This is a genomic window from uncultured Ruegeria sp., assembly GCF_947500045.1.
Classification (GTDB): Bacteria; Pseudomonadota; Alphaproteobacteria; order Rhodobacterales; family Rhodobacteraceae; genus Ruegeria.
Genome location: NZ_CANMQQ010000020.1, coordinates 18,582 through 30,452, shown reverse-complemented (window position 1 = coordinate 30,452; position 11,871 = coordinate 18,582). Strand labels below are relative to the sequence as shown.

Below are 11,871 nucleotides of genomic sequence, written 5' to 3'. Positions count from 1 at the left end.
CCACCCCTGTTTCCGATGTTTCGAGCCGCCCAATAGCGGTAGATCAAACGGCTGCATTTGTCTGCAATCTGTGAGTTCGGCAGTTTCAGGATTTTTTTGTCCGTAGCGAATGGCCGGTCTGGTGAAGCCGCACTGCGGCACCAGTGACTGCAATGAATGTCTCTTATGGGCCGCCAGCGAGATCCGACTGAAGTGGGGCAGGGGAAATTCTGCTCTGCCTCCGAGGTTGGAAGTGAGCCCAAAAAGTAAGTTTGTTGCGACACCGTCAATGTCTGTCCTTGGCTTCAGTATCCGATGCAAAAGAGCCATTCACAGACCACTAGGACGCGTTTTCCGGAACTCCCAATGCTCGCAAATCGTCTAACCAGCGGTTGTGGAACTGTTTGTCGGTGAACGGAGCTGATTTCGCTTCTTCAATATCGTAGTCGGGATTATCAGCTAGAAACTCGCCCATCATGGTGCGGGCCTCGTCATCCCGCCCCAACCGCAACAAGATCGGAGCAAGGGTACGTCTGAGGCGATCCGGAACCCCGTTCATCTTCTCGATTGAAGCCAGCGCGCCTTCGTAGTCCTCTGCAAAGTACTGGGCCCAACCCAGATTCCACAGGTACCAATCTGGATGATGTGGATTGAGACGTATTGCTGCTTTCATCCGGTCAACAGCTTCGTCTGCCCTTCCGCTGTAGATCAAAGGATCAATTGAATCGGCGAGTACCTGAGCGGAATTCGGGTTTAAAGAAATAGCCTTCTCGTAAAGTGTTGCAGCCTTCTCAAGATCGCCGCTTTGCACTGTAATACTCGCCAATACCTGATGAGCTTTGAAATTGAATGGCTCTAGATTTATCGCTTTTCTGGCCATTTCAAACGCAAGAGCCAGGGATTCCTCACGAGACGTGATTTCAGTCCACCCCCAGCGATAACCGAAGTTGTGGGCCCAGGCGAGTTCGATATACGCGCTTGCAAAATTCGGGTCGAGCGCGATTGCTTTCGCACTCAGTTCCATCGCAAGAATGTTGCCTTCTTTTGTGAACGTGAACGACTGTTCCTGCGCGCGCTTAAACAGCTCGTATGCACTCAAATTGTCAGTGGGTTGGTGTTCCACCCGATCATATTCGGCCAAGTCAATGTTCTCGTTGAGAGTCAGAGCGATTGTTCGTGTGACCTCGTCCTGGACAGCAAAAATATCCTGAAGATCACGGTCGTAGTTTTCTGCCCAAAGATGTTTGCCGTTTGTTGCGTCGATCAATTGCGCGGTTACCCGCAACTTGTTTCCCGATATTTGGATGCTACCCTCGACAACGTAGCGAACACCCAATTCCTCGGCCACCTGCTGCACCTTTACCGGTTGATTCTTGTAGGTAAACGTCGAATTGCGGGAGATTACGAAGAAGTCGACAAATCGGGAAAGCGCAGTGATGATGTTTTCGCTGAAGCTGACGCTGAGATAATTATGTTCCGGATTACTGTTCAAATTGTCGAACGCGAGTACGGCAATGGAGGGTTTGCCGGTTAACGGGACAGCGGCCGGATCGGGCGACTGGATTGAAGAATTCCAAGTTTGCCACAAGACCATCCCCCCGACTACCACTGCAACAGCGATTGCAACAGCGACCAATCTTGTTCGACGTGCGGGTGCTGCGGGTCGGTTAATGGTGGATACGAGAGCCATTGCTCTGTCATCGAGCAACAGGTTGAAAACACGTATAGGTTCTTCGATGTTCTTGACCTCACGCAGTCCAAGGTCTTCGATGTTGAGGTCGAGTTTGTCTTTTACCTGATCATATACGCTGGCCGCCATGTAAATGCCATTGGGCGCCGCCAAACCTTCCAGGCGCGACGCGACGTTTACTCCATCCCCGTAAATGTCATCGTTTTCCACAACGATGTCGCCGACGTTGACCCCAATTCGGTAGTGTATTTGGTCCTTGTCCGGGACGTCCTTGTTTTTCAATCCGATGTAGTGTTGAAACTCTATCGCGCATTGCACTGCTTCAACGGCGCTGGCAAATTCGATAAGAAGACCATCGCCCATCAATTTGACGATGCGCCCTTTTCGGGCTGAAACGATAGGTTCTATCAGATCTTCGCGATGTGCCTTGATGGACGCCAGTGTGCCCGCTTCATTCTCCCGAATGAGGCGGCTGTAGCCCACCACGTCTGCAGCAAGTATCGCCATGAGGCGTCGTTCCAATGCCTAACCTCCTTAGCTCAACCAACAGGTTAGCCAAAAAGGCGAATCTAATCCAGAAAAGAGGCAACGCGTCGCATCTCGTCAGCGAAAGTGGCCATTGGAGTGTTGATCGGAAACGACTGGGTTGTGCGCTGTCTGTCAATTCAAGTGACCTTCGATTTCGCGGGCGCGGCGAACGGCAGGTTTGACGGGCCGCGCCGCAGCGACGGTAGAGTGGTGCGAACGGCGGCTATGGGCCGTCCTCATCTTTGTCAGACAGGCCCGCCAACAAGATTCCGAATCTGCACGGAGTTCCGCAAAGAGCCAAAAGCAGCCGAAAGCTTGAGCAGGTACTCCAATACTCGCCAACTTGCGGCGTTGCTATCGACTGAAGGCGTTCCGTGATAAGCTTGGCGAATTTAGAGGGGAAAATCGCAATGGAGTACTACAACCTCGGCGACTACACTCGGAAGATTTCAACGTCGTCAGATAACGCTCAGATATGGTTCGACCGGGGCTTGGCGTGGACATATGCCTATAATCACGAAGAGGCGATTGTTTGCTTTCAAAAGGCTGTTGCCGCCGACCCCGATTGTGCGATGGCGCATTGGGGCATCGCGTATTGCATCGGACCGAACTACAACAAGCCTTGGGAAACCTTTGAGGACGACGAGAAGCCCGACTGCATCGCGTTAGCGAGAACATCAATCGATGCAGCTACAGCGCTTCTAGATCGATTGACACCAGTTGAACGTGCCCTGATCGAGGCAATTCCGGCCCGCTATCCAACCTCGTCAGATGTCGAGGATTTCAGCCCGTGGAATGACGCCTTCGCTACTGCAATGCGCAAAGTCCATGCCGTATTCAGCAATGACCTGGACGTGCGCGCCGTCTTTGCCGAGGCTATCATGAACCGGACCCCTTGGCAGCTTTGGGATTTGCCGACCGGGAAGCCAGCCGAAGGTGCGGATACGCTTGAGGCAATTGGCGTGCTCGACACAGCGTTCTCCACTCTTCATGGCGCATGGGAACATGCCGGGCTTCTGCACATGTACATCCACCTGATGGAAATGTCGCCGCACCCCGAACGCGCGCTGCGCCATGGCGATGCGCTCAGCACGCTGATTCCGGACGCCGGGCACCTACTGCATATGCCTACCCACGTCGACGTTTTGTGCGGTGATTACATGAACGTGATGCTTCGCAATCAAGCGGCCATCGTTGCCGACCGGAAGTTCCTGGAGCGCGAAGGCCCCGACAATTTCTACTCCGTTTATCGCTGCCACAATTACCATTTCAAGATCTACGGAGCGATGTTCCTTGGCCAACCTAGGGCAGCGTTAGAAGCAGCGGAAGAATTGATTGCGACATTGCCCTCGGAGACCCTACGCCCCATGGCCGACTGGTTCGAAGGCTTCATCCCGATGAAGCAACATGTTCTTATCCGGTTCGGACGCTGGCAGGAGATTCTCGATCAGGATCTGCCAGTGGATGAAGAGCTTTTCTGCGTCACTACCGCCATGATGCGGTACGCGCGTACCGTTGCTTTGGCGAACCAGCACAAGATCACCGACGCCGAGAGTGAAAAGGTAAGATTCTATGATGCTTTGGAGCAGGTGCCTGAAACCAGAATGCTGTTTAACAACACTTGCCGCGACATCTTGAAGGTTGCCGAGCAAATGATGCTAGGTGAGCTTGCCTATCACAAGGGAGAGCACGAGAGCGCTTTCGAACACCTGCGCAGATCGGTCGAGACTGATGACACGCTGCCCTACGACGAACCCTGGGGTTGGATGCAGCCCACCCGCCACGCGCTCGGTGCTCTCCTTTTGGAGCAAGGTCAGACGGTGGAAGCGGAAAGGGTCTATCGCGCCGACCTTGGTTTGGATGCAACGCTTAGCCGGGCCTGCCAGCATCCAGGCAATGTCTGGAGCTTGCACGGCTTGCACGAATGTCTGACTCGGCGCGGTGAAACCGTCGAAGCGCCCCAAATTAAATTACAACTGGACAAGGCCGCTGCCCGGGCCGAAGTGCCAATCAAGGCATCATGTTACTGTCGGCACAAAGCTTTGGCGGCCGAGTAATCGGCTATCAGACGAACAGTGTGAGTCAATTGCAACGTCTACTTTGCCCCGCGGATTGCAAGTTCGATTTGCTCAAAATTTTGCGCTCGCGGCGAATGACGGCAATGCGGGACGACCGCAGCATACGGACATCGTGCCCAAAGTCAGTAATGGGCCGCGAGATCCAACCAGCCAGGACAAGTGGTTTTGGGCTGTCGCGTTTGCTCGGATGGCCGTTCTGAGCTCAATATGTCGGATGCCGCAAAATTCACCAACGTCAGCTTTCCATGCGCCTAGCGGTCGCGTCTTCCCACCCTTTGAGCAAAGCGACATTGGGCCCGCGATGTGATATGAGGTATTTTTGAGGTCATCATGCAGGCAGCAACCCTACCAATCGGAGGGGCTTTTATGATCATGCGGATATTTCAAGTCACAGCGAAAGAAGGCAAAGAGGAGGAGTTCGGTGACTTCTTCCACAACACGGCCATACCATTGATGCGGGGAACCGAAGGGATCGTGCAGGTCCTTCCGGGCGCAGCGTGGGCTGACAGTCCAAGAGAATTCAGTTTCGTCTGATCTGGAAAGATCTCGCTTCTCTCAAGGCGTTTGTAGGCGATGATTACCAATCGCCGCATGTGGATCCTTCAGAAGCCGAATTGGTCGAATCCAGATCAATCAAACACTACGAATTTGTGGAGTAGCGCAAATGGCTGCCGAAGTAACACAAGAAGAACTCCAAGCGGGTCGTGGATACGAAGCTCTGTTTGTGCCAGCGCTATTTGCACCGTGGTGCGACCATTTGACTGGCGGCGCAAGAATACGCAAAGGTGCGCTCGTTTTGGATGTTGCGTGTGGTACAGGCGTGTTGACGCGAGCAGCATACGAGTGTTCTGGACATACTGGTCGCGTAGTCGGACTTGATCCTGCACCCGGCATGATTGCAGCGGCAAGAGAAGTTGAACCCAATATCGAGTGGATTCTGGGCAGTGCCGAAGAGCTGCCCCTCGCAGATGGTTCGTTTGATAGCGTGATCTCGCAGTTTGGAATGATGTTTTTTCAGGAACTGCGGAAAGCGACACGCGAAATGTACCGGGTGACCAAACCGGGCGGCAGGCTGGGGGTGGCGATCTGGCACACTATCGACCAGAACCCTGCATATCGTGACATCGTTGCTGTGTTGGAAGAGCATGTATCGCCAGAGGCCGCAAATTCTGTGAGGCTGCCATTCAGTTTGGGCGACCCCAACGAGGTAGCGAACATCTTGTCGCAAGCGGGCTTCGATGACATTGCCTTTGAAACAAAAAGCGAGCAGGCAACCTTTCCCAGCACCCGGACCATGGTTGAAGTCGAACTACGGGGTTGGCTGCCGCTGTTTGATATACATCTCAGTGAAGAAAAAATCGCAGAAGTTCTGATCGAATCCGATGTGAAACTTTCGAAATACGCCACGCCTTCGGGCAAGGCGGTCTTCCCGACGACTGCCTACATCATGACCGCCTGCAAGCCGGAATAGACAAACAAGTGATCGGTCGGCACTTGACCCGGACTCGGCGATCCCGCTGGTTTGGGTCTTTACGGTCTCGAAAAAATCTGTCCGCAGCAAATTTCAGGGAGCACGTTCTTCCAACTAAAAACGAGTGACAGCGTGATCATATTGATATCGATCAAGCTGTGACCTGCGCGATGAAATAGGATGGTCGAAGGTGGGTCAACGTCTGGTTAGGGCCGACCACGTCTCAGTGATTAGCGGGGCAGGGGGCTTTGCTGCGACGGCACCGAGGTCAGCTCCGAGCCCACAGCAAAAGTATTGAATTCTCGCTGCGTGCGCTCGCGGCAGGAAATTCGTCGCAGATGCAAGAATTTCAGCGCCGCCACTTGGCGACCGGACCGGTCGCTCGTGCTGGCCGCAGCAAGTGTTCGCACTCGAACTCAAAGGTGGCGGACAAAGCCGATCTCGGCACGCCCTCAATCTCGCCAAATGGATGGTTTTATGGGGCGGTTACCTTTTCTAGAAGTCAGATCCTAATACCACCAACGGGCGCCTGCGTGGCGCCGCAGCCAGCCTCCGATGCTGAAGTGATCGCGGTGAATCAGGAGCAGAAGCGCGACGAACGCGGCCATCGCCGCAAGAGCGATCACTGGGTTTCGGTTGATTGGAAAGCCGCGGTCGTTCAGAGCAAAGGGATCTAGGTATCGCTCCCATTGTCGGGTGATGGTAAAGAAATGCATCGCCGCAAGACCACCATAGCTGAAAACGCGAAAAACGCCCAGAGCTGCCAGCACACAAAGTGCAATTTGAACGCCTCCCACGGCGTATATCTGGGCAAAGGACATCTCGATCCCGTCGATATTCTTGGCCAAGTTTTGATATTGCTTGGGCGTAATGATCTTGTGGACGGCCCAGAGAAACATGAACCACACGAGCCCTAGGCGCAGGATAAAGACGGCGGCGGCGTCTTTGCGGTCATAAAACGTCATGATCACTCCTGCACTTGCAAAACTATGAAGCGACAGACCGTAGGCAGAGACCATCCGAAATCGTCGCGGCACCAACAGATGGCACGCTGGAATGATTGGTGCAATGAACGAGCGCTTCCAACCATATCTATTGTCGGTGGTCGTAAGGGATAAAAGGTCCGCCATAGGCTCGGGTCCGTCGAATGCCATCGCAGAATGCGTCGACCTTCAGACCTCACTGGAGCGGGCGTTCGCCACCAGGGCCATACTCTTGATTCTACGCCGTTTGGTTCGATACGCAGCCATTCGCAGTTCAGCAGCCATAGTTCGTGTCACCGGCAGCGAAACGGCGCTCTGAGCCCAAATCTGACACTCCGCATCAAGTATGTTAATCTGGATTTTGTGAGGCACTCATACATTCAAAAACCGCGCTTTTTAGGAGGACGGTTGTATGATCATGCGTATTTTTTAAGTTACAACGCGACCAGGAAAAGAAGAGGAGTTCGGCCGCTTCTTCCACGATACCGCGATCCCCTTAATGAATAGCACTCCAGGGATCGTGCGCGTTCTTCCGGGAGCTCCCAGAGAGGAGGCACCACGAGAGTTCAGTTTTGTCATGGTGTGGGAAAGCCTGGAAGCGCTTAAGGCGTTTGTGGGTGAAGACTACCACAGTCCGCATATCGATCCAGCAGAATCAGAACTCGTCGAGTCTCGGTCCATCAAGCACTACGACTTAGTCGAAGGCTAATCACTAATAAAAGGAGGTTTGAGATGTCAAAGGGTCGGGGCACATCGCAACCAGACCTCGTGCATGATCCGACCCAAAGGGGGGCTAAGAACTTGGAGGTCTTGGAAATCCAGTTGCGAGAAGCACTGGACCGGCAAGCGGTGACCGCCAAAATCCTAGAAGTAGTCAACAGCTCGATTAAGGATCCTCAACCTGTTTTTAACTCAATCGTTGAAGCGGGCCAGGCGTTGTTTCCAAAGTCGACAGTCAGTATTGGGCTTCGGGAGGATGATAAGCTGATTTTGGGAGCAATTTCTGGTCCAGAACCAGCGGGCGTTGAAGCTTGGCGGCGGCGATTTCCGGCTCCGCTTCATCCCGAGACAATTCACGGCCACGTCATTTTGAATGGCAATACGATTGATTTACCGGACGTCGCCGCTGCGCAAGATCAGTTTCGAATAGGGGCTGGGAACTTCCTTGCCTCTGGATTTCGTGCGGTCACCATGGTGCCGATTTCACAAGGAGGACAGACCGTCGGAGCTCTCGCCGTGTTGAGGCATTCGATCGGTAAGCTAAAAAGAGAACAGTTCGATATTCTCAAGACGTTTGCGTCACAAGCGAACATCGCGCTGGATAATTTGCATTTGTTGAACCAAATGCGTGAAGCGAATGAGACCTTAGCAAACGTATCAAAACAGCTTGCCAAGTACATGCCACCCCAGCTTTACGGATCAATCATTGCTGGCAACCAACAAGCGGCGATCGAAAGCCGACGCCGGAAGCTTACGATCTTCTTCTCCGACATCGTCGATTTTTCCGAAATAACAGATCAACTCGAGGCTGAGGAACTGACCTCTTTGCTGAATGAGTATCTAACAGAAATGTCCAAGATCGCCCTGCAGCACGGCGCATACTTCGACAAATTCATTGGTGATGCAATGATGCTGTACTTTGGTGAACCCGAAAGCCTCGGGGCAAAGGAAGATGCAGCCGCCTGTGTGCGAATGGCAATAGACATGCAACGCAGCCTGAACGATTTGCAAACAGGTTGGCAACGCCAAGGATTGATCGATCGACCATTTCACGCCCGCATAGGCATCAACACGGGCTACTGCACAATTGGAAACTTCGGCTCCGAAGACCGGATGGACTACACCGCAATTGGGCGCGAAGTGAATCTTGCCGCAAGACTTGAGACAGAGTGTGATCCTGGAGGTATCCTGCTCGCTGCCGAAACCTATTCTTTGGTAAAAGACTGGCTGCCGGCTGAGGAGCGAGAGCCAATTCCGGTGAAGGGATTTCAAAATCCCGTCCGCACTTATGCGGCAACCAAAATCTACGACGGCGAGGCGCGCGACAGTCGCATCATTCACGTGGAAGATGAGGGCTATTCCCTTACCGTGGATCCGGCTCGCATAAGCGACGAGAACATGCGTCGATTAAAGGCCATTGTTGCCGATTTGTGCGAATAACACAATGGTTCATAACGTCTGCACCGTACGCCAGAATGCGCGTTCGACTAGCCCATGATTTTGCGGGTGCAGCGAATGGCAGGTTCGACAGGCCGCGCCGCAGCAAAAGTGATCGGCGTCGAGTGTCCGGTTAGGGCCGTGAGCATTCGATCGCCACCCAGAAGTTGCCTGTATTTTCTGGAAAGATAGAGCCGCCAGATTCGCGCAAATTTCACGTCGACGTCGCGCGAGACACGCAACGCTGCATTTATTGCCGACCGTTCTGTCATGAACTTTGGGAAGTACTTTTGCATTTTGGCGGCTTCTTTATTTGCTTTTTCGAGGTTGCCGGCTGCATGCGAAATGGCGAGCGCATAGTGCAACATGGAAACCTGCGGCGACCGAAGCAAGGCTGCCACATTCTGAGCAACATCACATGAATAGGCTCTCAGCTTAAGAACTGCTCAATCACGGCTGCCTGTTGCTTTTTGCCGTCCGGGTCGGCTTCGGTTTTCAGGCGTGTAAACGCCTCACCCCAGTTTGAAGTGCGAATGCGGATCGGCGGGTCCGAGGCGTCAACCACGCCCATGACAACTGATGCCACTTGTTCCGAGGTTTGATAGATATCGCTGCCATCCATTCGCGCCTGCGCGCCGCCGATGTACTTCTGGAGAATGGGCAGATACTCATCCTCAAGCATCCCGCCCGTGGCCTCGACATGTTTCAACACACTGGCGGCAAATTCGGATTGAATGCCGCCCGGTTCAACTGTCGAGAAATGGATGCCGAAATTGGGTGTGACATAGCTGGCCAGAGCCTCAGTGTATCCTTCAACGGCGAACTTTGCAGCGCAGTAGATCTCGTTGAACGGCTGACCCACAAGGCCGCCTACGGATGAGATTGTGATGACGTGGCCCGAGCGCGCTGCTCGCATGTGTGGCATCACCGCTTTTGTGCAGCGCACGACACCCATGAAATTCACATCCATGACCCAGGCGACGTCTTCTTCGCTGGCTTGTTCGGTTGTGCGGACAAATCCAGCACCCGCATTGTTGATCAGCGTATCGATCCGGCCCTCGTTCGCGATGATCTGGTCGACTGCGGCGTTTACGCTGGCGCCGTCCTGCACGTCCAACTCAAGCGCGTTGAAATTGACGCCAGCGTCAGAGGCGGCCGCATCCAAGATGCCGCGTTTGGCGAGGTTTCGCATGGTAGCATAGACAGTGTGGCCCGCTTGGGCCGCTTGTACGGCGATTTGAACACCAAGGCCGGTTGACGTGCCGGTGATCAGAATGACTTTGGGCATAAGGGAAGCTCCGAATATCAAATGAATTGCTTGCGGCAACGATCCGATGTGTCGGGGCGAAGGTCAACAGCGGGACTTTAAGACGCCCAAAGCCTCATCGAAGGTATTCACATTCTCTTCCGCGCGTGCGGTCAGATGCGCGCCTTCCAAGAGGGCCAGTATCGCGCGGGACTCCGAGATCGGATCGGTGATGCCGGTGATTGACTTGTCTTCTTGGCCAAGCTTCAGGATCTCTTCGATTTGGGCAACCATCATGGCGCGGAATTTCCGGATCTTTTGGATCACGTCATCCGACAGGCTTTCACGACTGCTGATGAGCGACACGCAGAGGCATAGGGTTTTCCCGTCATTGAGTGCATCCCGGTAGAGGTCGATCAGGGCCAGCAATTGCTCGGCCCCGGTTTTGTGTTTTACCCGGATGCGGTTGCATTCTGCCTGCAGGGTCTCATGATAGCGATCCATGAGTACCGCCGACAGCGCTGCTTTGGTCGGGAAATGGTAATGGATCGACGCCTTGCGAATACCCACTGCCTCGGCCAGATCGGCATAGCTGAACCCGTCAAATCCGCGCGCCCGTGCGGCGTGTTCAGCAACATCCAGAAGGGCAGTCTTGGTATCACTCGTCATACGTGCTCAAACCTTTTCCGTCATGGCCATGGCCAGCGCGTTGCCCGCAGCCTCCAGAGCGCCTTCGATATAACCCCCGAACTGTGGCGCAACCTCGGTCCCGCCAAAGATCAGTCGGCCATCCCACAGGCGGGTCATCGCATGGGGCAGCCCGTATTGCGGATGAGCGTATAACGGCTGTTGATCCGCTTCGATAGAGGTGAACAGATCGAAGGCCCAATCTTTGACCAAGAGTGTCTTTGGCTCCGCAGCTTCAGCGCCAAACAGCCGGGCCAGTTGCTCTTTAAGCGCCTGCCGCAGCCGTTCTTCATTGCTGCGGGCGCGGGGGGGCAAGCCGATAAAGCCAAACAACGCGTAAGGTCCGCCCTCGGCAGGGCATGCGTCGTGTATTTCCACCATCGGCCCCCTGCGGCTCATCGCGTCACCGGACAACCCGGCCGTGCGCCAGAAAGGGGTATCATAGACAGCGATTGCTTTGGCCTGTCCGGCCATCCATGTTGCGATCCCAGTCATCGCCGATAAAGCTTCATCTGGTAAAGCAGGTGAGAACGCGATCTTGCCCGCCACGCGAGGAGGGAGGGCCAGTACGACTTCCTGAGCATGGATGACTTGCCCAGTTTGAGCGGTCGCGGTGATCCCAGACGCAGACTTCTCTAACCCGACGATAGGCGCGGATAAGATAAGCCGCTTCTGCGATATCTCAGCGGCCAGCGCATCAATGAGGGCGCCCAGACCACCTTTCAGTCGATAAGACCCTTGCATCGAGGCAAACCCGCGATCGCGATCGACCTGGCCGATCTCGTTTTCAAAGCTGAGCGCGCCTGTTGAATACTGCTCGAACCACTCCAGTCCGAGCCGTTTTATTAACGCTGCAATACGCGGCTGCCCGGGCCAGAACCAGGCCGGACCCATGTCGAAATACCCACCCTCCAGCCTTTCCGTCAGGATACGTCCTCCCAGACGACCCCGCGCTTCGACCAGCAGGTAGTTATGGTTTTTTGCCTGTAGTTGTCGCGCAAGGCAGAGGCCAGAAAGGCCTGCGCCAATGATCACAGTTTGCGTCTGCATCG

At 54.3% G+C, this 11,871-nt stretch carries 9 protein-coding genes and 2 pseudogenes; 5 read left to right on the top strand and 6 right to left on the bottom strand.

What is annotated here, in order from left to right; all coding sequences use genetic code 11:
- Nucleotides 1–319: 319 nt before the first annotated feature.
- Complete coding sequence (locus Q1B46_RS21615) at nt 320–2,191, bottom strand: adenylate/guanylate cyclase domain-containing protein (RefSeq protein ID WP_299951891.1); 1,872 nt, start codon at nt 2,189–2,191, stop codon at nt 320–322.
- A gap of 416 nt (nt 2,192–2,607) precedes the next feature.
- Between Q1B46_RS21615 and Q1B46_RS21610 the strand changes: the two genes are divergently transcribed.
- From Q1B46_RS21610 to Q1B46_RS21600, 3 genes and pseudogenes are all read left to right on the top strand, one after another.
- Nucleotides 2,608–4,254 carry a hypothetical protein gene (locus tag Q1B46_RS21610; protein WP_299951889.1) on the top strand — a complete coding sequence of 549 codons (1,647 nt, stop codon included), beginning with the start codon at nt 2,608–2,610 and terminating at the stop codon, nt 4,252–4,254.
- A 387-nt stretch (nt 4,255–4,641) separates the two neighbouring features.
- Nucleotides 4,642–4,934 (top strand): annotated as a pseudogene (locus tag Q1B46_RS21605) (antibiotic biosynthesis monooxygenase).
- Nucleotides 4,935–4,939: 5 nt separating this feature from the next.
- Nucleotides 4,940–5,746, top strand: coding sequence for a methyltransferase domain-containing protein (locus Q1B46_RS21600; protein WP_299951887.1), 807 nt, complete (start codon nt 4,940–4,942; stop codon nt 5,744–5,746).
- A gap of 509 nt (nt 5,747–6,255) precedes the next feature.
- On the opposite strand, the gene Q1B46_RS21595 is transcribed toward Q1B46_RS21600, so the two are convergent.
- On the bottom strand, nt 6,256–6,711 hold the full coding sequence (locus tag Q1B46_RS21595) for a hypothetical protein (protein ID WP_299951885.1): 456 nt from the start codon (nt 6,709–6,711) through the stop codon (nt 6,256–6,258).
- Nucleotides 6,712–7,141: 430 nt separating this feature from the next.
- Between Q1B46_RS21595 and Q1B46_RS21590 the strand changes: the two are divergent.
- A pseudogene (locus tag Q1B46_RS21590) lies at nt 7,142–7,438 on the top strand (antibiotic biosynthesis monooxygenase).
- A gap of 92 nt (nt 7,439–7,530) precedes the next feature.
- A complete protein-coding gene (locus tag Q1B46_RS21585) occupies nt 7,531–8,889 on the top strand; it encodes an adenylate/guanylate cyclase domain-containing protein (protein WP_299951883.1) in 1,359 nt (452 codons plus the stop codon).
- Between the two features lie 47 nt (nt 8,890–8,936).
- Here Q1B46_RS21585 and Q1B46_RS21580 read toward each other — a convergent pair whose 3' ends face one another.
- The 4 genes from Q1B46_RS21580 to Q1B46_RS21565 all read right to left on the bottom strand — a co-directional run bounded on the left by Q1B46_RS21580 (nt 8,937) and on the right by Q1B46_RS21565 (nt 11,869).
- Nucleotides 8,937–9,182, bottom strand: coding sequence for a hypothetical protein (locus Q1B46_RS21580; protein ID WP_299951881.1), 246 nt, complete (start codon nt 9,180–9,182; stop codon nt 8,937–8,939).
- 134 nt (nt 9,183–9,316) lie between these two features.
- Nucleotides 9,317–10,174 carry an SDR family oxidoreductase gene (locus tag Q1B46_RS21575; RefSeq protein WP_299951879.1) on the bottom strand — a complete coding sequence of 286 codons (858 nt, stop codon included), beginning with the start codon at nt 10,172–10,174 and terminating at the stop codon, nt 9,317–9,319.
- Nucleotides 10,175–10,237: 63 nt separating this feature from the next.
- On the bottom strand, nt 10,238–10,801 hold the full coding sequence (locus Q1B46_RS21570; protein ID WP_299951877.1) for a TetR/AcrR family transcriptional regulator: 564 nt from the start codon (nt 10,799–10,801) through the stop codon (nt 10,238–10,240).
- Between the two features lie 6 nt (nt 10,802–10,807).
- The gene (locus Q1B46_RS21565) at nt 10,808–11,869 is read right to left on the bottom strand and encodes an NAD(P)/FAD-dependent oxidoreductase (RefSeq protein WP_299951875.1); all 1,062 of its coding nucleotides are present in this window, start codon (nt 11,867–11,869) and stop codon (nt 10,808–10,810) included.
- Between the last annotated feature and the right edge of the window lie 2 nt (nt 11,870–11,871).

Excerpts from the sequence above, each read along its gene's own strand:
- Q1B46_RS21610 (WP_299951889.1), top strand. The coding sequence starts at position 2,608 with ATGGAGTACTACAACCTCGGCGACTACACTCGGAAGATTTCAACGTCG.
- Q1B46_RS21600 (WP_299951887.1), top strand. The coding sequence starts at position 4,940 with ATGGCTGCCGAAGTAACACAAGAAGAACTCCAAGCGGGTCGTGGATAC.
- Q1B46_RS21595 (WP_299951885.1), bottom strand. The coding sequence starts at position 6,711 with ATGACGTTTTATGACCGCAAAGACGCCGCCGCCGTCTTTATCCTGCGC.
- Q1B46_RS21580 (WP_299951881.1), bottom strand. The coding sequence starts at position 9,182 with ATGCAAAAGTACTTCCCAAAGTTCATGACAGAACGGTCGGCAATAAAT.
- Q1B46_RS21575 (WP_299951879.1), bottom strand. The coding sequence starts at position 10,174 with ATGCCCAAAGTCATTCTGATCACCGGCACGTCAACCGGCCTTGGTGTT.
- Q1B46_RS21570 (WP_299951877.1), bottom strand. The coding sequence starts at position 10,801 with ATGACGAGTGATACCAAGACTGCCCTTCTGGATGTTGCTGAACACGCC.
- Q1B46_RS21565 (WP_299951875.1), bottom strand. The coding sequence starts at position 11,869 with ATGCAGACGCAAACTGTGATCATTGGCGCAGGCCTTTCTGGCCTCTGC.